The 24,111-nt window shown below is 58.8% G+C and carries 23 protein-coding genes and 1 pseudogene; 4 read left to right on the top strand and 20 right to left on the bottom strand.

Annotated elements, in window-relative coordinates; all coding sequences use genetic code 11:
• Positions 1-40: 40 nt before the first annotated feature.
• Both DYI20_RS11105 and DYI20_RS12995 read left to right on the top strand, forming a co-directional pair.
• A pseudogene (locus DYI20_RS11105) lies at positions 41-864 on the top strand (LLM class flavin-dependent oxidoreductase); the annotation flags it as partial.
• 114 nt (positions 865-978) lie between these two features.
• Entirely contained in the window at positions 979-1,254 is a 276-nt protein-coding gene (locus DYI20_RS12995) for a MarR family transcriptional regulator (protein ID WP_158278412.1), read from the top strand.
• Positions 1,255-1,323: 69 nt separating this feature from the next.
• Here DYI20_RS12995 and DYI20_RS11095 read toward each other — a convergent pair whose 3' ends face one another.
• From DYI20_RS11095 to DYI20_RS11070, 7 genes are all read right to left on the bottom strand, one after another.
• Positions 1,324-2,277, bottom strand: a complete 954-nt coding sequence (locus DYI20_RS11095) for an SseB family protein (protein WP_233488083.1) — start codon at positions 2,275-2,277, stop codon at positions 1,324-1,326.
• Complete coding sequence (gene priA / locus DYI20_RS11090) at positions 2,274-3,047, bottom strand: bifunctional 1-(5-phosphoribosyl)-5-((5-phosphoribosylamino)methylideneamino)imidazole-4-carboxamide isomerase/phosphoribosylanthranilate isomerase PriA (protein ID WP_110099562.1); 774 nt, start codon at positions 3,045-3,047, stop codon at positions 2,274-2,276. The genes DYI20_RS11095 and priA overlap by 4 nt, the downstream gene beginning before the upstream one ends.
• 54 nt (positions 3,048-3,101) lie before the next feature.
• Positions 3,102-3,266, bottom strand: a complete 165-nt coding sequence (locus DYI20_RS12400) for a CG2302 family histidine operon protein (protein WP_166769923.1) — start codon at positions 3,264-3,266, stop codon at positions 3,102-3,104.
• Complete coding sequence (gene hisH / locus DYI20_RS11085; protein ID WP_110099563.1) at positions 3,266-3,928, bottom strand: imidazole glycerol phosphate synthase subunit HisH; 663 nt, start codon at positions 3,926-3,928, stop codon at positions 3,266-3,268. Before hisH ends, DYI20_RS12400 begins: the two co-directional genes overlap by 1 nt.
• Positions 3,925-4,509, bottom strand: a complete 585-nt coding sequence (gene hisB / locus DYI20_RS11080) for an imidazoleglycerol-phosphate dehydratase HisB (RefSeq protein WP_180342530.1) — start codon at positions 4,507-4,509, stop codon at positions 3,925-3,927. The genes hisH and hisB overlap by 4 nt, the downstream gene beginning before the upstream one ends.
• Before the next feature lie 91 nt (positions 4,510-4,600).
• A complete protein-coding gene (locus DYI20_RS11075; RefSeq protein ID WP_233488082.1) occupies positions 4,601-5,731 on the bottom strand; it encodes a histidinol-phosphate transaminase in 1,131 nt (376 codons plus the stop codon).
• A gap of 26 nt (positions 5,732-5,757) precedes the next feature.
• Entirely contained in the window at positions 5,758-6,111 is a 354-nt protein-coding gene (locus DYI20_RS11070) for a LysM peptidoglycan-binding domain-containing protein (protein ID WP_110099565.1), read from the bottom strand.
• A gap of 245 nt (positions 6,112-6,356) precedes the next feature.
• On the opposite strand from DYI20_RS11070, the gene lexA reads away from it, so the two are divergent.
• A complete protein-coding gene (gene lexA / locus DYI20_RS11065) occupies positions 6,357-7,106 on the top strand; it encodes a transcriptional repressor LexA (RefSeq protein WP_233242791.1) in 750 nt (249 codons plus the stop codon).
• 117 nt (positions 7,107-7,223) lie between these two features.
• Here the strand turns inward: lexA and DYI20_RS11060 are convergent, their stop codons facing one another.
• From DYI20_RS11060 to hflX, 3 genes are all read right to left on the bottom strand, one after another.
• Positions 7,224-8,861: a DASS family sodium-coupled anion symporter gene (locus tag DYI20_RS11060; protein WP_110101721.1), complete on the bottom strand. Its 1,638-nt coding sequence runs from the start codon at positions 8,859-8,861 to the stop codon at positions 7,224-7,226.
• Positions 8,862-8,982: 121 nt separating this feature from the next.
• Positions 8,983-11,064 (bottom strand): ATP-dependent DNA helicase, encoded by a 2,082-nt coding sequence (locus DYI20_RS11055; RefSeq protein WP_110101720.1) that lies wholly within the window; start codon positions 11,062-11,064, stop codon positions 8,983-8,985.
• Complete coding sequence (gene hflX / locus DYI20_RS11050; protein WP_110101731.1) at positions 11,051-12,610, bottom strand: GTPase HflX; 1,560 nt, start codon at positions 12,608-12,610, stop codon at positions 11,051-11,053. The genes DYI20_RS11055 and hflX overlap by 14 nt, the downstream gene beginning before the upstream one ends.
• 92 nt (positions 12,611-12,702) lie before the next feature.
• Between hflX and DYI20_RS11045 the strand changes: the two genes are divergently transcribed.
• On the top strand, positions 12,703-13,326 hold the full coding sequence (locus DYI20_RS11045) for a class I SAM-dependent methyltransferase (RefSeq protein WP_110099569.1): 624 nt from the start codon (positions 12,703-12,705) through the stop codon (positions 13,324-13,326).
• A 2-nt stretch (positions 13,327-13,328) separates the two neighbouring features.
• On the opposite strand, the gene DYI20_RS11040 is transcribed toward DYI20_RS11045, so the two are convergent.
• The 10 genes from DYI20_RS11040 to DYI20_RS10995 all read right to left on the bottom strand — a co-directional run bounded on the left by DYI20_RS11040 (position 13,329) and on the right by DYI20_RS10995 (position 23,866).
• Complete coding sequence (locus DYI20_RS11040) at positions 13,329-14,228, bottom strand: hypothetical protein (RefSeq protein WP_110099570.1); 900 nt, start codon at positions 14,226-14,228, stop codon at positions 13,329-13,331.
• Between the two features lie 5 nt (positions 14,229-14,233).
• Complete coding sequence (miaA, locus tag DYI20_RS11035; RefSeq protein WP_110101719.1) at positions 14,234-15,184, bottom strand: tRNA (adenosine(37)-N6)-dimethylallyltransferase MiaA; 951 nt, start codon at positions 15,182-15,184, stop codon at positions 14,234-14,236.
• A gap of 14 nt (positions 15,185-15,198) precedes the next feature.
• Positions 15,199-16,716 (bottom strand): tRNA (N6-isopentenyl adenosine(37)-C2)-methylthiotransferase MiaB, encoded by a 1,518-nt coding sequence (gene miaB / locus DYI20_RS11030; protein ID WP_110099572.1) that lies wholly within the window; start codon positions 16,714-16,716, stop codon positions 15,199-15,201.
• A gap of 20 nt (positions 16,717-16,736) precedes the next feature.
• Positions 16,737-17,393, bottom strand: coding sequence for a regulatory protein RecX (locus tag DYI20_RS11025; RefSeq protein WP_233242792.1), 657 nt, complete (start codon positions 17,391-17,393; stop codon positions 16,737-16,739).
• On the bottom strand, positions 17,393-18,466 hold the full coding sequence (gene recA / locus DYI20_RS11020; protein WP_122549499.1) for a recombinase RecA: 1,074 nt from the start codon (positions 18,464-18,466) through the stop codon (positions 17,393-17,395). The genes DYI20_RS11025 and recA overlap by 1 nt, the downstream gene beginning before the upstream one ends.
• Before the next feature lie 278 nt (positions 18,467-18,744).
• Positions 18,745-18,978 carry a DUF3046 domain-containing protein gene (locus tag DYI20_RS11015; protein WP_110099574.1) on the bottom strand — a complete coding sequence of 78 codons (234 nt, stop codon included), beginning with the start codon at positions 18,976-18,978 and terminating at the stop codon, positions 18,745-18,747.
• 103 nt (positions 18,979-19,081) lie between these two features.
• Positions 19,082-19,525, bottom strand: a complete 444-nt coding sequence (locus DYI20_RS11010) for a helix-turn-helix domain-containing protein (protein ID WP_110101717.1) — start codon at positions 19,523-19,525, stop codon at positions 19,082-19,084.
• A gap of 230 nt (positions 19,526-19,755) precedes the next feature.
• Positions 19,756-20,229, bottom strand: a complete 474-nt coding sequence (locus DYI20_RS11005) for a CinA family protein (protein ID WP_110101716.1) — start codon at positions 20,227-20,229, stop codon at positions 19,756-19,758.
• Complete coding sequence (pgsA, locus tag DYI20_RS11000) at positions 20,229-20,846, bottom strand: CDP-diacylglycerol--glycerol-3-phosphate 3-phosphatidyltransferase (protein WP_110101729.1); 618 nt, start codon at positions 20,844-20,846, stop codon at positions 20,229-20,231. Before pgsA ends, DYI20_RS11005 begins: the two co-directional genes overlap by 1 nt.
• Complete coding sequence (locus tag DYI20_RS10995; RefSeq protein ID WP_110101715.1) at positions 20,825-23,866, bottom strand: FtsK/SpoIIIE family DNA translocase; 3,042 nt, start codon at positions 23,864-23,866, stop codon at positions 20,825-20,827. The genes pgsA and DYI20_RS10995 overlap by 22 nt, the downstream gene beginning before the upstream one ends.
• Positions 23,867-24,111: the final 245 nt, after the last annotated feature.

Genomic DNA, 24,111 nt, shown 5'->3' with positions numbered 1-24,111 from the left:
TACTTCACGGTCATGGGTACCCTACGAGGGGATCACCCTTCTGGCAGCGACCACAGATCATCTCGTACTTTCCACCGCTACACCCCTGATCACCACGATGGATCCGGTGCGCTTGGCCGAAGATTACGCCTACCTCCAGCACTTAGCTGATGGTCGAGTTGACCTGACGATGGGACGGGGTAATACCGGTCCGGTAGACCCGTGGTTTGGCCGAGACATCCGGCAGGGCATCCCTCTAGCTTTAGAGCACTACCGGTTACTCCACCAGCTGTGGCGAGAAGAGAATGTCGACTGGTCTGGGCGTTTTCGGGCCCCGTTGCACAAGTTCACCTCCACCCCGCGTCCGCTCGACGGGGTTGCCCCATTCGTTTGGCACGGTTCGATTCGTTCCGTCGACATAGCTGAACAGGCCGCCTACTACGGTGACGGATTCTTCCACAACAACATCTTCTGGAATAAAGAACACGTCATCCGAATGGTCGAAATCTAACGGCAACGCTATGCGTACTACGGACATGGCCAGGCCCACCAGGTCTACGTGGTGCTGGGTAGCCAGGCCTTGATGCGGAAGAACTCACAGGATGCTTGGCGTGAGGTCCGTCCTTATTTTGCTAACGCGCCAGTCTATGGCCACGGCCCGTCGATGGAAGAGTTCACCTCTATGACCACTCTCACCGTCGGCTCGCCCCAGCAGGTCATTGAACGTACCCTCAGCTTCCGCGACTGGGTTGGCGACTACCAGCGTCAAATGTTCCTGATGCACCAACGCATGAGTTCTTGGTTGGTCGCCAACATGCCGGCAACGACCCCATCGTTAGTGGTGGACCCGTTTCGCAGGCTACTCCTGATCCTGCCTCTGGCTAGATGCCTCCACCACGTCAACAGCTTTACACCCTCTCATCAGAGCGGGTACCTGCAACGTCCATCTGAGCCTCATCGGCCACGGGGTACCGGTTGAAAGACTTCCACGGTCTAACTGTGTCGGAATACAACGTGTTGTTGGCCTTCGCCGAGGCGCAGGAGCAAAAGCTGACAAGGAGTGAATTAGTTCGTGAAACGGTCGTCTCACCCTCTTGGCTCACCTATTCGGTCACGGTCTTCCACCAGCGGGGGTTGGTCGCCCGGCAACAGTCCCTGCCCACCGACGAGCGGTCTAAGGGAAACCGTGCTGACCGACCAAAGGCGCAATGTGTTCCGGAAGGCCTCAATGATCCATCTCGACACTGTCTGAGAGATGCGTACCGATCTGCTTGATGAGGCTGACCAGCGGTCGCTGTTTCGGAACTTTTCTCGAGTCCAACACCGCCCAGAGGACCTTGACGACTAGTGGTGGTGCCCCATGAGTCGCAGCTCTACACTATCGGCACGTTCTGCCAGCATCGGGTCATCGGCAATCAGCGTTTCGAACGTGGTGAGCATCAGTTTCTGCCCGATAGAGTCCACCGACTGCTCTGCCACGAGCCGGAGTTCAAGTTCCGGGCCTGCCCCGCCACCGGCCACCGGCGTGCCCGAGCGGGTGAGGCTGCCAACACCGGGGCCCGGGAGCATTTCGATTCGTGCTAGCCCCGGTACGAGACCCACAAAATCAGCCAGGTGTTCGCTGAGCTGTTCGTCTAGATAGGACGGCACCCAGTCTCGCTGTTGGGCTAGCGCCCACACGGCCGGACGTCGCACCACAAAGGTCAGGTCTTCTCCTGGGTCCACCACCACCAATTGATCGCCTTCATCCACAGCCGCCAGGCACGCCCGGGGCATCCATACCGCCACCGGTCTCGCCTGCGGATTCCACGAGGTCAGCGCCGGTACCGAGGTGAACACCGGGAGGGCTTGTCTGCCATCTTTGGCCTGCAGGCTCACCAGCGCGACGTCGGCTGCTTTATCCCCGTAGGTGGCGTGGTCGTGCTGAGATACCTCGGTCGCTCTCGGCACCACGGCCGCAAAAACCCTCATCTTAGCTAGGGCTTTAATGGCGTCAACCTCTGTGGCTTCACGGGCCATGAGTTGTTCGGCGATGGTCGTCCACGCCTGATCGGTGGTGCCGTCATCGGTGTCGAAGGCGTGTAGCGGATTCTGGGATCCATCGATCCCAGCGCCGCTGAGGTCCCGGCCGTTCCAAGCGGTTCCTGCCGAATCTGCCGGTCGTCCCTGAGCGTCACGATGTTGATGGGCCAGGTTCCGCTGAATGGCTGCCTGGATGTGGGCGGGCAACTGCCGGGAGGTGGACCGTTGGTGGCGGTCACCGGATCCTGTCACGTTGTCTCGGCCAGCGGTGGTCACGAGGGGGAATTCTCCTGCACCTGGGCCGGGTCGGCCCCGCCTGCGACGGCCAAAGCCTGTTGGAAGGTGAACTGTCCCGAATACAGTGCCTTGCCGATAATGGCACCGTCCACCCCGGAGCCACTCATCTGGTACAGCGTGGCGAGATCATCGAGGGTGGAAATGCCACCGGAGGCGACGACCGGCTTGTGGACCCGCTCGACAATGCTAGCCAACAACTCGGTATTCGGGCCGGTCAGGGTGCCGTCTTTGGTGATGTCGGTGACCACATACCGGTCGCAACCAGCCTGTTCCAGGGTGTCTAATACCTCCCAGAGGTTCCCCCCGGACTGCACCCAGCCTCGGGTGGCTAATTCTTCGCCGCGCACATCGAGTCCCACCGCGATTTTTTCACCGTAACGGGCAATGACCTCAGCGGTCCAGCCGGGGCGTTCCAGGGCAGCGGTGCCGAGGTTGACGCGAGCTGCGCCCATCGTGATGGCTTCGTCGAGGCTGGCGTCGTCACGCAGACCGCCGGAGACTTCGACGTTAATCTGCAACTCGGTCACGATATCACGAATGATCTGCCGGTTATCCCCGGTCCCGAAGGCCGCATCGAGATCCACCAGGTGGATCCATTCGGCACCCGCCTCAGCCCAACGGCGTGCTGCCTGGAGCGGGTTACCATAATCGGTGGCTTGATCGGCCTCGCCTTTGACGAGACGAACGGCTTGGCCGTTCTTAATGTCGACGGCCGGAAACAGGGTCAACGAGGTAGAGCGTTCAGACATGGGTGGTTTTCCTTGTTGTGGGGTGTTGGGCGCGAAGGTGCTGGGTTCGGGCGATCATTCAACAGCGGGAACAGTCAGGAATCCGGCGAGAATAGCCATGATGCCCACCACCACGAAACTGACCGTGACCCAGAGGGGAAATTTCTGCCGATACGATGACCACGATCCGCCCAGCAGAATCCCTCCCAGCGCGATCAACAATGTTGACCATACCGGCATTAAAGCGTTCCAATCCAGTTGTTGAGCAACTGCATTCCTGCATCACCAGATTTCTCCGGGTGAAACTGGGTACCGGATAGTGGGCCGTTCTCAATGGCAGCGATGAAATCACTCCCGTGGTGTGCCCAGGTGACTTGCGGTGGTCGCATGTGTTGGGAGTTCTGGTCGAACTCCCAGCGTCGTACGGCATAGGAATGCACAAAATAGAATCGTTCCCGATGCAGACCAGCGAAAAGCACCGAGTTCTCGGGAGCCCGAATTTCAGACCATCCCATGTGGGGCAACACCTCGGCAGGTAGCTTCTCAACGGTGCCGGGCCACTCCCCCATACCCTCGGTAGTAATTCCATGTTCAACACCGGTTTCGAACAGAATCTGGTGGCCCACACAGATCCCCAACACAGCTCGCCCGCCAGCGATCCGGCGCCCGATCCATCGCATCGCTTCGATGGCGCGCAGGCCGTTGGCGACGGCATCGAAGGATCCCACCCCGGGGACGACAAGGCCATCAGCGTTCAGGACCTGTTCGGCGTCAGCGGTGACCTCGACCTTGGCGCCAAGCCGACGCAAGGCATGAACGGCGGAGTGGATGTTCCCCGAGCCGTAGTCCAGCACGGCGACCGTTTTCTTCTGCACAGTTGTGGCGCGACCCTGCTGGCTCATAGGGCCCCTTTAGTGGAGGGAATCGTGCCCTGCATCCGAGGGTCGGGCTCGACGGCTGTCCGGAGCGCACGGGCGAACGCTTTGAACTGCGCTTCCACAATATGGTGAGGGTCACGGCCTCGAATGAGATCCATATGCAGGCACAGGGCACCGTGGTGGGCAATGGATTCGAAAACGTGGCGAGTCATCGATCCGGTGAAGTGTCCACCAATCAGGTGATATTCCTGCCCTGCTGGCTCACCAGTGTGGACAACGTAGGGCCGTCCTGACAAATCCACTACTGCCCGGGCTAGAGACTCGTCGAGCGGAACCAGGGCATCACCAAAACGACGAATTCCGGATTTATCCCCTAAAGCAGTTTTTAACACCTCGCCCAAGGTAATCGCAACATCCTCGACCACATGGTGGACGTCAATATGTGTATCGCCACTAGCGGTCACAGTCAGATCTATCAACGAATGCTTCGAAACCGCAGTAAGCATGTGGTCATAGAAAGGCACCGACGTGGAAATCTGCGATTGACCGGTACCGTCTAGATCTGCTTCGACATACACGTTGGACTCAGAGGTCGTGCGTGTCATGCTGGCACGACGGCCCGAAAGTAGTTCTGCACCCAAGGGATCGTGGCCTTCCTGGATTTCCCGGTTGGACTAGTGCTTAACACTGCTCACTCTACAGCGGGAGCTCGTCCGTATGGGTGACGATGTCTCTGAGAGCTTTGAGGAATGCCGAGGTTTCTTCTTCCGTCCCCGCAGTGACGCGCAGATGGTGCGCGATCCCGACATCGCGCACCAAGACTCCACGATCAAGCAAGCTCTGCCACACCGCGCGAGCATCTTCGAGCCACCCAAAGAACACAAAATTCGAGTCAGAAGTATGCGGCTTCAGGCCCATCTCGGTCAAGTCCGCCACAATACGATCACGCTGAGTTCGAATGGCTTCCACGTTTTCCAGCAAGGCTTCCCGGTGGGCCAGGGCTGCTAATGCGGTGGCCTGTGTCGTTGCCGAGAGGTGGTACGGCAGACGCACCAGACGCAAAGCATCGGTGATTTCTGGCGCCGCGGCTAAGTAGCCCAGGCGAGCCCCGGCAAGGGCAAAGGCCTTCGACATGGTCCGCGTCACGATCAGCAACGGACGGGACGGAAGCAAACTCAGTGCGGATGCGGTGCCCTCCAGCGCAAATTCCGCGTAGGCCTCGTCAACGACCACCAGGGCATTAATCTCGGACGCCACCTCATACACAGCCTTTACCACGTCAAGACCTAGCGCGGTGCCGGTGGGATTATTAGGCGAACACAACAAGACCAGGTTCGGTCGTGTTTCACGTACTTGTTGGGCAGCTGATTCAGGGCTGAGCGTGAAGTCCTCGGCTCTGACGCCAGAGACGTACGCTGTCTCAGTTCCCAACGCCAACAGAGGATACATCGAATACGTGGGCGGAAAACTTAGCACACTTCGCCCCGGCCCGCCGAAAGCTTGCAGTATTTGCTGAAGAATCTCGTTGGAGCCATTTGCAGCCCACAGATGTTCCCGGCTCAGACCGTGTCCGAGATACTGCGCCAGCTGTTCTCGAAGTTCCGTGAATTCCCGGTCCGGGTAACGATTCAGCGTTGTCGCAGCCTGAAGCGTTGCTTTCCCAATTGCATCCACTACCGCCGGCGGGACAGGGTGAGTGTTTTCGTTGGTGTTCAACGCGTAGGGAACCTCAATTTGAGGGGCTCCGTAGGGAGACTGACCGCGTAGCGCGTCTCGTAAAGGTAAGCGCTGCAGGGCTGTGGGGTCGAAGCTTTTCTGAGAATCCACCCCTCCAGCTTAGCCGGCCCTGAGCCTTACTGATAACGCGGGACAAACAGCTTATCTCCCACCGCGATATCGGAGGTTTCCAAGTCATTGAGTTCCGCAATACGGGTGACCACATCGGCACGGGGCTCTTCCGGAGCAATCTCACCGGCAATAGACCACAGCGTGTCGCCATACCCGACAGTCAGCGTCACCATACCGGCTTGATGGGACTGGTGGCTTGCCTCGGCTGAGGGGTTACCCCAACCAAACAGCACCATCGCGAAGAAACCCACAAGCAGTGTACCAACCACAGCCAGAGGGACAGCGCGGAAGACCAGACGCCCGCGACGAGTCAGCGACATGGCATTCACCGAGGTTGAAGCATGGTTAGCGATAGTCATGATCTTCCCTATCTCATCGTGCAAAATCAGTACGAATCCACGTGTTCTTGCCGACACAATTGCTAGTACATCTTTTCTAACATGCTTGTTCGAACGATGCAATGAATCTCTCGAACACAACTATGAATCTGTTCGGTAATCCGATAGAATTTCAGCAACGGCCACCAGTTATCGGAAAAATCCGTTCGAGGCTCATGGTGCTAGTTCATCAGAGGGCACGGACATTTTTAGAACGGAGGACCTAGATGAGCGAGCAAATGGACTCTGCTGAGTCCACGACCCCAGCGGAGCACGTTCCAAAACTCAGTGGGCGCCAGCGCCAGGTACTGAACTTTTTGCGGGCATCCATCACCGAGAGGGGCTACCCGCCGTCAATGCGAGAGATTGGTACCGGGTGCCATCTACAGTCATTGTCCTCGGTGACTTATCAGCTGAAGAAGTTGACCGAGTATGGCTATATCCGACGCGATCCGCACATTCCACGCGGTATCGAAGTCCTCAGAGATGAGTACGGCTATCTGATAACTGACACCGACAATGAGCACGACATGGCTCCAGAAGTTCCGATGAATGCCGCGGAAATGATGGCCCTGCATACTCGCATGAATATGGGACCAGCCGAAGCCGTGGCGGTGCCACTAGTGGGCCGTATTGCTGCCGGTGGGCCGATTCTTGCCGACCAGCAGGTCGAAGACTACATGATGCTTCCGAAACAGCTCACGGGCGAGGGTGAATTGTTCATGCTCAAGGTGCGCGGTGACTCCATGATTGACGCTGCGATTTGTGACGGCGATTGGGTCGTGATCCGCCAACAGAATACCGCCGATAACGGCGAAATTGTCGCTGCCTTGCTCGACGACGAAGCCACTGTCAAGACTTTCCGGCAACGGGATGGTCACACCTGGTTGCTGCCTCAAAACACCAACTATGAACCCATCCTCGGTGATCACGCCACCATTATGGGCAAAGTCGTCTCGGTCTTGCGCTCGGTATAGCCTGTATCAGCCGAACCACCGCTTGACCATCGCAGGTGCGACAGGACCACCAACGGGTTCTGTCGCACCTGCGATGGTTTGTCCTTATTATCGGGGCGGCTGGCTCTAGCGGAAGACCTAAATCAGCCCGATCCACTGCCAATAGGTGGCCGAGAATAGCAGAATCAGCAGGTAGCCCACGATGGTCAACGGGATACCGGCCTTGATGAACTGTTTCGAGGTAAACGCGCCGGTACCGTAGGCCAACATGTTCTGTGGTGCCGAGATGGGCAGGATGAAGCCGAAGCTGATCACGAACTGCTGAATCAGCACAAAACCAAGACCTTCGTTCGGTAGCCCGGGGATCGAACCGGCCAGTGCAATGAAGACCGGGATCAGGGCCGAGGCCAGTGCAGTAGCCGAGGCGAACCCCAGATGAATCAAGATATTGAAGGCTGCTACGAGGGCGATCGTGGCCAACAATGGCATTTCTGCCAGTCCGATATGGGAGAAAATCGCATCCGACAGCCAGGCGGCTGCATTGGTCTGGAGCAACAGGTTCCCCAAGGAAATACCGATAGCAAAGACCACCAGGGTCCCCCAGTTGACCATTTTTTCCAGTGATTTCCAGGAGATCACGCCGACCCGCGGGATCAGCATGATCGCAATACCTAGGATGGTAATCGTCGAGGAGTCGAGGTCGTGAATGACTCCTTCAGTAGCCCATAGCGCCAACATCACCACGGCAATGATGGTCAGTCGAATCTCGCGACCGGTCATCTTGCCCATCTCGTTCAGACCGTCGGCAACGACTTTCTTCCCGCCGGAGAGTTCTTTGGTTTCGGGTTTGATGACCCAGCGCATCACAAAGTACAACGCCACGGACATCAGCACGGACCACGGGGCGGCGTAGGCGAACCATTCCGGCCATGAGATCGTTGCACCGTATTCTCCTTCGATGAATCCAACAGCTACCTGGTTCTGGGCGGCTGCGGTCTTGATGCCGACGTTCCAAATCGAGACCGCATTGGCGGCGGTGATGATCAGCAAAGCACCGAGTTTGGACTGCACCGGCAGTCCAAAGGCCACCACCATGCCGATCAGAATCGGTACGACCGCACCGGCACGAGCGGTCGCGGAGGGGACGAAGAATGCCAAGATGATCGAGATGACGATCGCCCCAACGAGGATGTGGCTGACTTTTTCACCAGCAAACTTCAGGATATAGAACGCCAGGCGTTTGTGTAGCCCGGTTGCTTGCATGGCGGCAGCCAGCGCGAGGGCGGCGGCCACCAGGGCCAAGGCGGAGGTAGAAAAGCCGTGAAGCCCAAAACTTAAGCCACCACCAGTGCCGTAGAGCTCCTCCAGCTCCGCCCCGGTCTCGGGGTCTAACTCTGGTGAGAAACCGATCAGTAAAGCGATCAGTCCGAGAATCATCACGGAGCTGACCGGGTAGGAGACGGCTTCGGTGACCCACATGATCACCGCGAACACCAAGATCGCCAGTGCTCGTTGCCCGGCGATGGAGAGCCCATCGGGAGTCGGCATGAACAACACTACGCCCATAGCCACGAAGGCGAGCACGAACCAGAGGGGTTTCATACTCAAGTGCGCCAGAATCGAGTCATCGTTGCGTGCTTGGAGCGCTTCGTAGAGATTGCTCCGAACGATTCTGGTTTCTTCGCGGGCTACTTCCTCGTCGCGTTGGCGCCGTTGGGATTTTTTGTCGGACTGTTCGACACCGGTATGTCCCGATTGCGGCGTACCAGATGACATGATGTGTCCCCCTTTCTACCCGGTAGTGATGTGATGAGGCCCCACCATCTGCGACTCCGGGATCGGTTCCGGCATGGCACATGGGCAGACCCTTACACACAACATCTCAGGTCTGACCGCTTTATGCCAGATTTGCCAGCCGATTCAGGGCATGTGTGACAAGTTCCTCGTCAACAGTTCGATAAAAATCAGGAAGGGATTTCAGCAGGAAGGAACCATATCGGGCGGTGACGATCCGAGGGTCGAGAATGGCTACCACACCTTTGTCCTGGGTGGAACGAATCAGCCGGCCGACGCCCTGAGCTAAACGTACGGCCGCGTGTGTAGCCGAGACCTTCATGAACCCGTTACCCCCGTGCTGGACGACCCACTGTGTCCTGGCCCGGGTCAGCGGGTCGTTAGGACGTGGGAAGGGGATGCGATCGATAGTGACCAAACGTAATGACCGCCCCGGAACGTCAATGCCCTGCCACAGCGACAGCGTGCCGAAGAGGCTCAGCTGCTCATCGGCAGCAAACTCGGTCACGAGACTGGACAGTGTGGCCTCGCCTTGGCATGAAATAGGGAACTTATCGCCGAGGCGTTGGCGCATTTCCGCAGCGGCGTCTTCGGCGGCCCGTCGGGAGGAGAACAAACACAGTGCGCCACCCTGTGAAGCCCGGAGCAATGATTCGAGACGGTCCGCGGTCCGCTCTGCCAGGCTGAACGACGGAGCGGGCAGATCTTTGGCCGCATACAGAATACCTTGGCTCGGGTAGTTGAACGGACTGCCGACATCCAACGTGGTGTAGGGGGGAGCCCCTGTCCCTGCTAGACCCAGGTCTCCGGCGACTTCGTCGAATCGTCCCCCGATGCTCAGCGTGGCTGAGGTCAGCACGCAAGTCTTCTCTTCTAGGAGGTGATGACGCAGTGTGCCAGCGACTGATAGCGGGGCCACATACAGGGTGGGTGCTACGTGTTCGTCAATCGGGTGCCACCCGGTGCCCGGGGTAAATTGTTGAGGTCTGGTGGCCCAGACCACCCACGGGACAGAATCTTCCTCAGTCGGTTGGTCGAGGATGCGCTCACAGACGTCCAAGATCTCTTGGAGTCGCGCCCGGACGAGATGCGCCTGGGATGCGGTCTCGTCAGCGGATTGTGCCGAACTGGACGCGGTGTTAGAGTCTTTCAGCTCGCTGAGCAGAGTGCGCGTGGCACTCCGGACCGATTCGATGGCCAGTTCTTGAACCTGGTTGAGGCCAGGTGTGAGCAGACCGGACTCGGCGTTGATAAAGGCATCCTCAACGCTGGAGGCCGCAGCTTTCAGGTCGGTGACGCTCAATCCTGCATCCCGCTGAGCGCTGTTCGCCACCGAGGTAATCAGCGATGCCGAGAGTTGCCCGGTCACCGCCGATGTGACCCGGTCGACAAACTCGTGGCCCTCATCGATGATGACGGCTTCTGAGGAGGGAAGCACCTGAATCCCTTCGAAGGCGGCAATGGCCAGCATAGCGTGGTTGGTGACCACAATGTCGGCTTCTTCGGCTTCGTGACGAGCAAGCTCGGAAAAACACTCTTCAACGAACGGGCACGACGAGCCGATGCATTCACGTGCGGTGACAGATACTTGACACCACGCGTCGTCGGAGACACCCGGGGTCAGTTCATCGCGATCACCGGTGTCGGTTGTCTCAGCCCATTCGCGCAGACGCATCACCTCGGTCCCGAGTCGAGAAGACGTCTCCGCCATGGCACCGGCGGCCGCGAATTGGGTCTCATCCACCAAAGGAGGCGTGCTCATTTCGCTGGCCAGCCCCCCGTGCAGACGGTTCTTGCACAGGTAGTTGGCCCGACCTTTCAACAAGGCCACTTTGGGTGTGCTCTCGGTGTGCTTAGCGAGTGCCTCGACGGCCCGAGGGCCATCTTTGGCTACAATCTGGGCCTGCAGAGCCAACGTCGCCGTGGCAATAATCACCGGCCGGTCACTGGTCTGGGCGCGTTGAAGAGCCGGGATCAGATATGCCAGTGATTTCCCGGTGCCGGTACCGGCCTGCACCAGCAGGTGGCGTTGGTTTTCCAGGGCTCGTGAGACGGCCAGAGCCATAGCTTCTTGACCGACCCGCCGCGTACCTCCCAGAGATTCAACGACATGGTGCAGCCAGTCAATGACCTGATGGTCGGCCTGCGTGACGGGCTGGGTATCGAGCCGGTTAGTCGTGGACATAGTCCCGCAAATCCTCCACATCTTCGGGGCGAACCAGCACCCGAAGCGCGGTGCCATCTTCCTGATAGGACTCGTGCAGAATTTCAGTATCGGGCGAATGTAGCCGGGAGACGACTGCGCCATCGGTGTAGGGAACGACCAGATTCAATTCGACGTTGGGACGCGGGATGCGTGCGGCGATGCGGTGTTGCAATTGATCAATCCCTTCGCCGGTGGCAGCTGAGACCACCATGGCGTCGGGATATTTGCGAGTCAACTCTGCTAAAACGAGAGGATCAGCCAGATCTGCTTTGTTGAACACGATCTGCTCGTCCACGCCGGCGACCTCGGTGTCGTTCAGAACCGTGCGGACTGCCTCAATCTGACCAAACGGGTCCGGGTGAGAAGCATCCACCACGTGTAGCATCAGGTCCGCGTCGGCGACTTCTTCCAGCGTCGATCGGAAGGCCTCCACCAGTTGGGTGGGTAATTGCCGGACAAACCCGACGGTGTCTGAGAGGGTGTAGCCGATGCCATCGGGAGTTTCGGCCTGCCGTACGGTGGGGTCTAGGGTTGCAAACAGGGCATTTTCGACCAGAACACCGGCGCGGGTGAGTCGGTTGAGCAAGGAGGATTTACCAGCATTGGTGTAGCCGGCGATGGCCACTGAGGGCACCCGGCGGGCTTGCCGGCGGGCACGCTTGGTGTCCCGGGCAGGTTTCATGGCTTTGATTTCACGCCGTAGTTTAGCCATCCGGTCGCGAATGCGGCGACGGTCCAACTCGATCTTGGTTTCACCGGGACCACGGGAGCCGATCCCTTCACCGGATGCGGCACGACCACCGGCCTGCCGGGACATCGACTCGCCCCAACCGCGAAGACGCGGGAGGAGGTATTCGAGTTGGGCAAGTTCGACCTGGGCTTTACCTTCCTTGGACTTGGCGTGTTGGGCGAAAATATCCAAAATCAGTGCGGTGCGGTCAATGACCTTAACCCCGACGACATCCTCGAGCGCCCGGCGCTGTGACGGGGCCAGCTCGGAGTCGATCACTACGGTATCGGCACCGGTTTCAGCCACGACTGTCGCCAGTTCTTGGGCCTTGCCTTTGCCGAGAAAGGTTGCTGGGTCCTGGGCGTGGCGGCGTTGGATCAGGCCATCAAGCACCGTGGAGCCAGCAGTCTCAGCTAGGGCGGCGAGTTCTCGTAGCGAATACTCCGCCTCAGCCGCGGTTCCCTCGGTCCACAGTCCGGCCAGCACCACTTGCTCGAGCCGAACTTGACGATATTCGACCTCGGTAATATCTTCCAGTTCGGTCGACAGCCCAGTCACACGCCGTAGTGCGCGACGTTCTTCGAGGTCAAATTGATCGCCATCAAAGTCCGTGTGAGTGGTCTCGCCCTGATGCAACGCTTGAGCGGTCCCGCCGTCCCAGCGCGCGTTGTCTGGCTGCGGGTCATGGCTGACTTCTGTCTGTTGATTTTCGTGCGCGAGAATGCGCTCGATCATCCGCTGGGCGGCATCCTTGCCGTGCTGAGCGGTGGTGGTGTTCCGATCGGAATCGGTCATGGTCTCCTTGGGGTTCTCGTCATCAAGCATCCCGGGGATGCGTAATTCTTCTATTCTGTCACATTTAGCCCCTACCGCTACACTGAGAGACCGTGGACTCAGCACATTATTTTTCCGCGACTCCGGCCGGTGACCAGCGTCGACACCGCATCACCGTGCCGTTGGCTGGGGCCGAGCGCGAGGTTTTTTCAGCTGCCGGCGTGTTCTCCCACGACGAATTGGACCGTGGCACGCGCGTTCTACTCGATACGGTGCCCGCTCCCCCGCCGACTGGACGTTTTCTCGATATCGGCAGCGGCTGGGGGCCACTAGCCTTGTCCATGGCGCTGTTGTCCCCCGAGGCCGAGGTTTGTGCAGTGGAGGTCAATGAGCGCGCCCGGGAGTTGACCGTGGAGAATGCCCGAGCATTGGGTCTGGAGCAGATCAGCGTCTGGGCCCCGGACGAGCTGGATCCCGAACCTGGATTTGATCTGATCTGGTCCAATCCTCCGATCCGCGTGGGTAAAGCAGTGTTGCACGAAATTTTGCAACGGTGGTTACCGCGTTTGCGTCCCGGCGGGCACGCGTGGCTGGTGGTGGCCAAGAAGCTCGGCGCGGATTCACTGTTGCCCTGGATTGCAACGATGCTTCAGAACCATGGGCCCGGAGAATTTACCGCACAGCGTCACGCCACGGTCAAGGGATTCCGGATTTTGCACATTCATCGCGCGCAGTAACCCTACAGCACCGCGTCAAAGAGCCAGGTGACCGGGGTGGCTACGTCCAGGCCGTTACTACCTTCGGGGGCTGTTGCGCAGTGCACGGAGTATTCGGTCCCGGCGGCTAGCACTCGCCAAGGCATCTCGTGGGGTAAATGGGCCCACGTTTTCACCGCGGTTGTGGCGGCTGCAGCCGCTGTGGCCCCGGTGTGCATATCTGAGGGTCGTTGCGAGAGTTTCAGTCGCAACTGGCCCTTCCCGTTGGAGACGACCGGGTCGGCCATCAGCACCAGCCCCACCACCGGATCTTCTTGGGTCGGTGGTTCAATGCCGGGCAGTGACTGGGTGGAGGCCGCCTCGAACTCTTCTTCTGATCCCAGGGCCACAATGACGAACCGTCTGTTGTGGGATTGGATGCTTAGCCCCGGTCGCGGATCCGGTAGGCCCGCGCATTTCACCAAGGCGTCAACCGCGTGGGATCTGGCTTGCTCGGGATCAGCGAAACTCCAGTCAGGGGTGCGCACCGACCACCAGCCTGGTTGGGGCGAGTCCAGCTGATATGATCCAGGCCGTGGTCCTTGGTGACAGGTCAGGGTGAGACCTCTCGGAGTGGATTGGCCACCATGAGCGGTGATCACCTCCGCTGCCACGCGCAAGGCCTCGGTGGGATCGTCGAGTTGCTGTCCATCGGCGGCATAACCGATGACCTCCCAGTGATCATCACGATCTGCAAGACCCACCACTCCGGCTGCTCCGATCCCCTTGGTGCGGTGGGTGAGCACACGGATGGTATCGGGGTCCATGGGGGCCAGCTCGGGCCCGATCGTGACTAACCAATCCAGGGATCCGCTCATGAGTTTCTGGAAACGCGTGGCCTTCAGGCCCAAAAGCTCTCCCAGTGACGCCGGGGAGGTGTTCATGATGATCAGGTCCTTTGCTGTGCGACGGCAATGAGTTTGTGGGCCTGCTGTAGCCGGTCCGGGGCGTCGGCGTTGATCCAGTGCACGCGTGGGTCGGCCGAAAACCACGTTTCTTGTCGTTTGGCGAATTGTCGGGTGGCAATCACGATTTTCTCGACAGCCTCGTCGAGAGGCAACCGTCCTTCCAACACCTCCAAAAGCTGGCGGTAGCCGATAGCTCGGGATGCTGTGGGTGAGTCGGTGATACCCTGTGCTACCAGCCGTTGGACTTCTTCCAGCCATCCTTGTTCAAGCATGGCGTGGACCCGGTCACGAATCCGTTGGTGCAACCGGACCCGGTTCAGCCTTAATCCAATCTGAACCACCGGCGGGATCCCCGCGGCATAGCGACGTTGGGGCATGTAGGAGCTAAAGGGTCTGCCGGTGAGCTCATGGACTTCCAGGGCGCGAATAATGCGCCGGTCATCGTCTAGTCGCGCGGCGGAGTCCGGGTCCACCGACCGCAGGCGTTCGGTCATCACCTGGATTCCGACCACCTCAGCTTCTTGGGTCAACCGTGCTCTGAGGTCAGGGTCTGTCGGCGGAAATTCCAAGTCGTCCAGCGCTGCTCGCACATACAGCCCGGATCCACCGACCAAGATGGGCATGGCGGAGCCGTCGGGCTGTTCCGCCCGGATCGTCTCGATGGCTCGTCGCGCCCCGATCTGGAATTCGGCCACGGAGGCTTCTGCATGAAGCGGGAGGATATCGATCAGGTGATGCACAATGCCACGACGTGATGCCTCTGGAACCTTAGCCGTCCCGATATCCATGCCGGGGTAAAACTGCATCGAATCGGCATTGATAATCTCCGCCCCTGGCCCGGGACCCTCAGAGTATTCGACAGCAAGGTCTAAGGCCAGGTCCGATTTTCCAGTGGCCGTCGGACCGACAATCGCAACAACCGGTTCTGGCATAGCTACAGTGACCTTTAGCCACCCACGCGAATGGTTGGCATCCCCAGGTTTACTCCGGAACCTGTGGAGGAGCCACCGGCATTAGCGCCACAGCTATCGGCCTGCGCCAGATCCCATGCATCCCCGGCACGAGACCGCCGTAACTGGTAGTCCTCAGGCTGGGGGTCAGCAATCAGGAAGTAGGGGTGAGTTTCAGTGATTGGCACAGTCACAAAGTCACCGGGACGTGGCGGGGTTGCCCCAGCCGGAACCGAGAAGTGAATCAGACGATTATCTGGAGCCCGCCCGCTGAGACGACCGGTCGTGGCGCCTTTGGAACCGGTGTCATTGGTGACCAAGACTTCTTGTGTGGTGCCTAGCAATGTGGCGGATTCTTCGGCAGAAATTTGATCTTGCAATGCCACGAGACGTTCGAACCGTTCTTGGACCACATCGGCAGGAATTTGATCTGGCATCTCACCGGCAGGCGTTCCGGGCCGGATGGAGTACTGAAAAGTAAAGGCCGAGGAAAACCGTGAGGATCTCACAACATCTAAGGTGTCCTGGAAATCTTGTTCGGTCTCGCCGGGGAAGCCAACAATGATGTCAGTGGTGATCGCCGCGTGAGGAATTCGCGTGCGTACCTTGTCCAAAATGCCCAGAAACTTCTTCGTGCGGTAGGACCGTCGCATCGATTTCAGGATCCGGTCGGAACCGGATTGCAGTGGCATGTGCAACTGTGGCATCACGTTCGGGGTTTCAGCCATGGCATCGATGACATCATCGGTGAACGATGCCGGATGCGGGCTCGTAAAGCGCACTCGTTCCAGCCCATCAATTTCTCCGCAGGCGCGCAAGAGTTTTGCGAATGCTCCCCGATCCCGGAACTCTACACCGTAGGTGTTGACGTTCTGGCCCAGCAGGGTCACCTCAACGGCACCGGCGTCGACAAGGGCCTGAACTTCAGCCAGAATATCACCGGGTCGGCGGTCTTTTTCTTTGCCTCGAAGCTGGGGAACAATGCAGAAGGTGCAGGTGTTGTTGCATCCCACCGAAATGGAAACCCAACCTGAATAGGTGGAGTCGCGTTTGGTGGGCAAGGTGGAGGGGAAGACTTCCAAGGACTCAAGTAACTCGACCTCGGCTTCTTGGTTATGACGCGACCGCTCCAGTAGTGTCGGCAACGAGCCGATGTTATGGGTACCGAACACCACATCGACCCAGGGAGCTTTCTCCACAATTGTGTTCTGATCCTTTTGGGCAAGACAACCACCGACGGCAATCTGCATGCCGGGGTGCGCTTCTTTGACGGCGCGGAGGTTCCCAAGGTTTCCGTAGAGTTTATTATCGGCGTTTTCCCGCACCGCGCACGTGTTGAATACCACCAGGTCAGCTTGTTCGTCCCTGCTGGCGGGAACGTAGCCGTGGTCTTCCAGAAGCCCGGAGATACGTTCAGAATCGTGAACGTTCATTTGGCATCCGAAAGTCCGCACTTCGTACGAGCGCGTGGTCGAATCAGCCTGATCGGCGATGAGCTGGGAAGTCAGAGTCACAGTAATACTCGCTCATGAGGCTAGGAGTCAGTTTCTTTCTCCTCTAGCACCCGTTTAACAATGCTAAAGGCCATGGAGGGTGCATAGCCTTTGCGACCGAGCATCCCCACCATGCGTCGAACTAGTTTATCGCGTTCGCGACGGTCCTCAGCAATTGTTGTCCCGGGGACAGACTTGCGCGCCAGTTTACGCTCTACGAGCTCAACGCCACGTTGGTATTGCTGGTCATCGTCGATGAGTTCGAGTGCCTGTTCAGCTGTTTCCCCGACAATGCCTTTGTCGTGTAGCTCACGTGCCAGGGCTGTTTTGGCCAATCCCTTTGAACGTTGCCGTGATTCGACCCAGGACCGGGCGAAGGCAGCATCGTCGATGAGTTGAACTTCTTCAAACCGGTCCAAAACCTTTTCGGCAACGTCAGCGGGGATCTCCTGGGACGCGAGCTTATCTGCCAGTTGTTTCCTGGTTTTCGGAGTCGCCGACAGGGTGCGCAAGAGGATCTGACGGGCTCGTTGTGCCTGGTCCTCGCCAACGGGCACCCAGGGAGCTACACCGTCGGTAGCCGAGTATTGTGACGGATCGTCGTGCATCCCGCGCCGAGGTTCATCGCTCGACTCGAGTTGTTCGATCTGCTCCCTTAAGCGCGCGAGGACCTCGGGACGGTCGTGAGGTTGACTCATCAGGCTCCAGTATCTTCGACCACACTCAGACCGGAGTCTTCAATCTCCTCGTCCTCGGCAATGATGCCCATGGCCTTCTTGATCCGTTCTTCGAGTTCATTGGCCAAATCTGGGTTGTCCTTGAGGAATCGGCGCGCATTTTCCTTGCCTTGGCCCAGCTGGTCACCCTCGTAGGTAAACCATGCTCCGGATTTGCGAATGATGTTTTCTTGGACGCCCAGGTCCAGAATGTCTCCTTCGCGGGAGATACCTTGGCCGTAGAGAATGTCGAATTCCGCTTGTTTAAACGGCGGAGCCATCTTATTCTTCACGATTCTCGCCCGAGTACGGTTGCCGACCGGATTACCAGCTTCTTTCAACGTCTCGATGCGACGTACATCCACGCGCACGGAAGCGTAGAATTTCAGTGCCTTACCGCCGGTGGTGGTTTCCGGACTGCCAAAGAACACCCCAACTTTTTCGCGTAGCTGGTTGATGAAGATTGCTGTGGTTTTTGACTGAGCGAGGCGACCGGTGATCTTGCGCAGGGCCTGCGACATCAAGCGAGCCTGCAGGCCCACATGAGAGTCTCCCATTTCGCCTTCGATTTCTGCTCGAGGCACCAATGCCGCCACCGAGTCGACAACGACGATATCGAGTGCGCCGGATCCGACGAGCATGTCCATGATTTCCAGCGCTTGTTCACCGGTGTCGGGCTGAGACACCAGCAACGAATCAGTGTCAACGCCGAGTTTGGCAGCGTACTCAGGATCGAGTGCGTGCTCCGCGTCGATGAATGCAGCCACGCCACCGTTACGTTGCGCATTGGCCACAGCGTGTAATGCCACAGTGGTTTTACCGGAAGACTCTGGACCGTAGACCTCGACAACACGACCCCGCGGGAAACCACCAATACCAAGAGCAACGTCGAGAGCGACAGAACCGGTTTTTACGACTTCAATAGGAGCCCGGGCTTCGTCGCCCAGGCGCATAATGGAGCCCTTTCCGTAATTTTTGTCGATCTGTGCCAGGGCCGCTTCGAGCGCCTTGTCTCGATCTGTTCCTTTATTGCCTTTGCTGGAGGTTGCTGCCATGGTTGTACTCCTTGTCACGAGGGAAGGTAGACCGCAACGTTGAACCGCTTAGCACGGTCCCGATGCACCCAAAAGTCTAGGGATCCGTCACGGACGCGATAAGCCTCAAGGACAGCGTGTGGAAAACTATCGCACCGACGAATACTCCCTTGTTCTAGCTCCACTGTACGGGAATTAGAACACTATTTCGAACATTGGCAGGCGTGTTGTACAAAGTGGGCTGTTTGTCCGCGATTTTATAGAACGTCTGAACCACTCGCGGTGCCAGTGACTCGTCACTAGATGACGTCGGGATTGTCTTTCGTCGGGATGTCTCGGCCCAGTCGACGAGATTCAGGGATCTGATGTAAGTCGCAGAGGTCGTGCCAAACGCGTTTTGGCTCCACACCTCGATCCAGGGCCTGCTGGGCAGTGACATGAAGACTAGGGAGTATGAGGGAATCTACGATGACGCGTGCGGTGGTGTCACCGAATTCTTCGGTGGCTAAACGCCAGAACTCTGAGACTCTCACCAGCTGTGACTCTCCTTGACAACATCGCAGCCACCGACTCGTGGAGAGAATCGGCGGCTGCTCCTTTAATTTACGGTGTATCCAGGCAACCCTGGAGTGTGTATTAGTGGGTTCCAGCCATGTAACCGCGAGGTCCCGTAGCCGACTGGTTCGGCTGCGCGACTCCCCGCTGGAAGCGGTGGGTCATTTCTTCTGGAACGGTATCGGGTACGTGTCCCACTTCGGCCACGGCGATACGATCGGCAACTTCCCGCAACATACCGGAGAACGGGACGTCGAGGGCTTCACAGATTGCGGCGAGCAATTCACTGGAGGCCTCCTTTTGTCCGCGTTCCACTTCGGACAAATAGCCAAGTGAGACTCGTGCATCGTGGGAGACTTCGCGGAGAGTGCGTCCTTGCCGCTGACGAATATCGCGGAGCACCTCTCCGATTTCCTCACGAAGAACCGGTACTGCGTACTCGGTAGCGTCTTGTTCTTCTCGGCCTGGATCGCCTGCGTTAACCCAACGGGTAATTCCGTTGACTACGACTGGTTCTTTCATCATCTGTGGCGTTTCTCCTCTGCCGCTTAGGAATTCTGCTAGTTCTGAGGACAACAAGGACTAGCGACCTGTGTTCTATTATGAACAACTCATGATGCGTGGATTTTGTTCCCGATCGCTCGGAACGATTTCTCCCGCATCCTCTGGCGCCGTGATGTAGTCTACGGGAGCAACCTGAAGTAAAGCTGGGAAGAGTTGAGTCTAGATCACTCAACTGTTCGCCCGCTCACCGCTTAGTCAACGACTGCGCAGAGCTCTTTGATGGCGGCCTCGACGGTTTGGTGCCGGATCTGTGCTCGATCTCCTTGCAGATGCAGTTCAACGTGTTGGGAAACGTGATCGGCAATGCACAGGCCGATGTATACGGTGCCGACGTCTTTGCCCTGGTGCGGCTCCGGGCCAGCTACTCCGGTCGTGGATATACCAATGTCGCTGTCGCAGACTCTCTGGGCGCCCCGAGCCATCTGTTCTGCGGTAACCGGGTCCACGGCTCCCCGGGTACTGAGTAGGTGGGCGTCAACCCCGAGCACGCGCTGTTTAATCTTATTCTGGTAGCAGACCACTCCCCCGTTGAGTATCGCTGAGGCGCCGGGAATGTCAGCGATACGGGCAGCAAGCAAACCGGCAGTCAGAGACTCTGCAGTAGCCACCGTTAGGCCACGGTCAGTCAGGGTGTGAACCAGCGCGTGCAGGGGTGTTTGGTGCATTAGGAGCTCGCCTGATCTTTTTCGGGGGTCGTACCACGTAGCTGAATGGCTTTGATCACGTAGTCGATGCCGGTGATCACGGTGATGGCCATGGCGATCAGGACGAGACCCCAGCCAAGGTAGAGCCACCACAGTCCGACCAGATCAACCAGCGGGGCCAACAGGACGATGAGGCCCGCGGTTTGGAACACGGTCTTGATTTTGCCACCGCGTGAGGCGGGCATGACTTGGACTCGGACTAGGGCCAGACGCATCAGCGTGATGCCCCACTCCCGCACCAGGATAACGATGGTAACCCACCACCACAGCTCCCCGAGCGCGGACAAGACGATAAAAGCCACTCCGGTCAGAAGCTTGTCTGCGATCGGGTCGGCGATCTTGCCGAAGTCGGTGACGATCCCGCGGGCTCGAGCGATATCGCCGTCGAGTTTATCGGTGTACATCGCCACGGCAAAGACCACCAAGGCCAACCAGCGGTACACTCCCGATTCGACACCATACGCTCCGCCGGCGATCAGGAACCACATCAACAGTGGCACCAGCACGATGCGAACCATGGTGAGGATATTCGGCAGGTTCCAGACCTGCTTGGTGTTTAACGCCCCGTCAGTTGCCATGCGTCCTCATTCGTTGTGTCAGCCTCACCCAGATCGTCGTAGTCCGCATAGTCGGTATGCACGGGCGAATCATAGGCGGTGCTGGTTGTCCTCGAGTCAGTATCGAGGGCTGAGTCCGTCTCGGCGTGTTCCGTGGTCTCAGTCTGGGCCGAAGGCGGGGTCTCGCCCTTGATGGTGGCGATCACATCGGCCAGATCATCGGGTTTGACCAGCACATCACGGGCCTTGGATCCTTCCGAGGGCCCGACCACCCCGCGGGACTCCATCAAGTCCATCAGCCGCCCGGCCCGAGCGAAGCCCACCCGGAGCTTACGTTGCAACATGGAGGTGGATCCGAACTGGGAGGTGACGACCAGCTCGACGGCTTGCAGCAGGTCTTCCAGATCGTCTCCAATATCCTCGTCGATCTGTTTCTGCGGCTTGTCCGGGATGACATCGTCTCGGTATTGGGCGGTCATTTGCGACTTGACGTGGTCCACCACGGCGTGAATTTCGGATTCGTTGACCCAGGCGCCCTGGACACGCATCGGTTTGGACTTGCCCATCGGCAAGAACAACGCGTCACCTTGGCCGAGCAGTTTCTCTGCGCCGGGCTGGTCGAGCACCACTCGGGAGTCGGTGACCGAGGAGGTCGCAAACGCCAACCGGGAGGGGATATTGGCTTTGATCAGACCGGTGACCACGTCCACCGAGGGCCGCTGGGTGGCCAGCACCAGGTGAATACCGGCAGCACGAGCCAACTGGGTGATGCGCACAATCGCGTCTTCGACATCGCGCGGGGCGACCATCATCAAATCAGCAAGCTCGTCAACGATCACCAACAGGTAAGGGTAGGGCTTGAGCTTGCGCTTCGAATCCGGTGGCAGGGTCACTTTTCCGGCGCGCACAGCGTTATTGAAGTCGTCGATGTGCTTGTACCCGAAGGCGGCTAGGTCGTCGTAGCGGGTGTCCATTTCTTGCACGACCCACTGCAGAGCTTCGGCGGCTTTCTTCGGGGAGGTAATAATCGGTGTCACCAGGTGGGGTACGCCCTCGTAGGCGGTCAGCTCCACACGCTTGGGGTCGACCATGATCATCCGGACCTCGTCCGGGGTCGAATGCATCAGGATTGAGGTGATCATCGAGTTAACGAAGGAGGACTTACCGGCGCCGGTGGCACCGGCAACAAGCATATGGGGCATCTTGGCCAGGTTGGCCATCACGAACCCACCTTCAACGTCCTTGCCCACGCCCATGACCATCGGGTGATCGGATTTGCGCGCTGCATTAGAGCGCAACACATCCCCCAGGGCGACAACTTCTTTGTCCCGGTTAGGAATTTCCACACCGATCGCCGATTTGCCCGGGATCGGGCTGAGCATGCGTACCTCGGGCGAGGCCACCGCGTAGGCGATATTTTTCTCCAGACCGGTGACTTTCTCGACCTTGGTCCCCGGTGCCACTTCAATCTCGTAGCGGGTCACCGTCGGGCCACGAGAGAAGCCGGTGACCTCGGCGTCGACTTTGAACTGTTCGAAGGTCGAGTTCAGTGCTGCCACGATGTGGTCGTTTGCTTCGGTGCGATCTTTGGCCGGAGGTCCGGGTGGTAGCAACTCGAGCGAGGGCAACGTGTAGGTGACATCGCCGTCCAGGTGGAGTTGTTCTGACCGGGCTGGAAGTGGTGGCAGTTGCGGTGCTTGAGAGACCTTCGTTGAGGGCACCGAGTGTTGGGGCGGCTGGTCGCTGTCATCCGCGACGAGTCCTGCTGCTCGACGGGCTTGCTGCAACTTCTGTTCATCGGCGGTAGGGCGTTTCACCCCGGCCGGAATCGTCGTGTCGATCGGCTGGGTGGCGTCCTGGTCCACCGCCTGATCGGCTGAGGGGTCATCGTCCAGTGCCTCGGTGTCGCCGGTTTCGTCAGGCTCGGTGGATGCCTCGTCGAAGAGATCACCGAAGTCGATCACTTCGGTGGCTTGGTCTTTCGTGCGCTTTGCGGACTTCTTCGACTCGCGGCCGGCCCCATCCGATCCGAGAGATTCCGTCGTATCGGGATGATTCGGGTGATCGTCGAGCACCGCAGTGGCGTAGGCCTGCTGACCGGCGGACTGACGATCGAGGTGGTCCGCGTCGTTATCGGTGAGCTCCCCGTCGTCAGCCCGGTTGTTGCGGGACCGTCGCCAGAAGCGCAACAGCCCACCTGAGGCCCGGCGTGGCTTCTTCGGCTCGCCGGGCTGCCCGACAGCGTCGTGTTGGTACAGGTAAGACTGATCGTGTCCAGATTCGCGACGATAGTCCTGTGGTTCCTCGCTGTGTTCAGACGGGTCCTGTCCGGTCAGCCACTGATACATGCCCACGATGCGGGCGGGAATCTTCCCGACTGGGGTGGCGGTCAACACCAGCAGGCCAAAGACCAACAGCACGATCATCAGCACCCACACGGGGACCGGGGTGATCAGTGAGACCAGTGGGTCGGTAACAATAAAGCCCAGTACTCCTCCGGAACTGAGCATTTCCTGAAGCGAGCCGGCAACCGGCGGGTTGGAAAACGCCAACTGTGCGATACCGGCACCGCAGATCATCATGATCACCAGTCCGATCGAGATCCGTCCGTTGGCCCGGTCAGCTTCCGGGTACCGGAAGAGTCGCACGGCGAGGATGACCAGGGCCACTGGGAGAAACAAAGCCATCCATCCGAAGGTTCCGGCGGCCACGCCATGGACGATGTGACCGTACCCGGGCACATCGCGTAAGCCCCACCATTCCACCGAGGCAATGATCGTGGCCACGAGTACTAAGAAGAAGCCGGTGCCGTCGCGACGATCTTGGGGCGGGATGTGGCGGTCGGGCCCGATTTTGCGCACACCGGCGCCGATTGGGGTGGCAAACATCATCCAGAACCCGCGTAGCACCCGGACAACCCACGGACTGGTCGGGTCGGTGGTTTCGTACGCTAAATGCACGGTCTCATCGGCACCTGCGTTCTTCTTCGACGAAGAGCTGGAGGTCTTCGACGACCGTGCTGGGGAAGTTTCAGTCGCCATAAGGCCTTATTCTACCGCGCTCTAGCGACTGAGACAGGATGCGACGTACCTTATTGATATTGAGCGCGTAGCTCAGGTCGTGCCTCACGTATCGTGAGCGCGAAGCCATAGTGTGAATGCATGGATAAGGACATTGTCTCGATGAGTGCTCGGATTGAAGTCACCAAGCAATTACGTAGGGATTATCGCACGGGGTCCAAGGCGGAGAAGTCAGCGATTTTAGATCAGTTTTGTGCTTCCACTGG

The organism is Auritidibacter ignavus (assembly GCF_003703835.1).
Taxonomy (GTDB): Bacteria; Actinomycetota; Actinomycetes; order Actinomycetales; family Micrococcaceae; genus Auritidibacter; species Auritidibacter ignavus.
Note: the sequence above shows the minus strand (reverse complement) of the source record. Positions and strands in the feature narration are given on the sequence as shown.

Coding starts and splice junctions, on each gene's coding strand:
- hisH (WP_110099563.1), bottom strand. CDS start 3,928: ATGAGCCAGCAGGGTCGCGCCACAACTGTGCAGAAGAAAACGGTCGCC.
- DYI20_RS11055 (WP_110101720.1), bottom strand. CDS start 11,064: ATGTCCACGACTAACCGGCTCGATACCCAGCCCGTCACGCAGGCCGAC.
- pgsA (WP_110101729.1), bottom strand. CDS start 20,846: ATGGCAACTGACGGGGCGTTAAACACCAAGCAGGTCTGGAACCTGCCG.
- DYI20_RS11040 (WP_110099570.1), bottom strand. CDS start 14,228: ATGAACACCTCCCCGGCGTCACTGGGAGAGCTTTTGGGCCTGAAGGCC.
- DYI20_RS11070 (WP_110099565.1), bottom strand. CDS start 6,111: ATGACTATCGCTAACCATGCTTCAACCTCGGTGAATGCCATGTCGCTG.
- hflX (WP_110101731.1), bottom strand. CDS start 12,610: ATGACCGATTCCGATCGGAACACCACCACCGCTCAGCACGGCAAGGAT.
- DYI20_RS11010 (WP_110101717.1), bottom strand. CDS start 19,525: ATGATGAAAGAACCAGTCGTAGTCAACGGAATTACCCGTTGGGTTAAC.
- DYI20_RS11005 (WP_110101716.1), bottom strand. CDS start 20,229: ATGCACCAAACACCCCTGCACGCGCTGGTTCACACCCTGACTGACCGT.
- hisB (WP_180342530.1), bottom strand. CDS start 4,509: ATGACACGCACGACCTCTGAGTCCAACGTGTATGTCGAAGCAGATCTA.
- miaA (WP_110101719.1), bottom strand. CDS start 15,184: ATGCCAGAACCGGTTGTTGCGATTGTCGGTCCGACGGCCACTGGAAAA.
- recA (WP_122549499.1), bottom strand. CDS start 18,466: ATGGCAGCAACCTCCAGCAAAGGCAATAAAGGAACAGATCGAGACAAG.
- DYI20_RS10995 (WP_110101715.1), bottom strand. CDS start 23,866: ATGGCGACTGAAACTTCCCCAGCACGGTCGTCGAAGACCTCCAGCTCT.
- lexA (WP_233242791.1), top strand. CDS start 6,357: ATGAGCGAGCAAATGGACTCTGCTGAGTCCACGACCCCAGCGGAGCAC.
- DYI20_RS12400 (WP_166769923.1), bottom strand. CDS start 3,266: ATGCCGGTATGGTCAACATTGTTGATCGCGCTGGGAGGGATTCTGCTG.
- priA (WP_110099562.1), bottom strand. CDS start 3,047: ATGTCTGAACGCTCTACCTCGTTGACCCTGTTTCCGGCCGTCGACATT.
- DYI20_RS11060 (WP_110101721.1), bottom strand. CDS start 8,861: ATGTCATCTGGTACGCCGCAATCGGGACATACCGGTGTCGAACAGTCC.
- DYI20_RS11025 (WP_233242792.1), bottom strand. CDS start 17,393: ATGAGTCAACCTCACGACCGTCCCGAGGTCCTCGCGCGCTTAAGGGAG.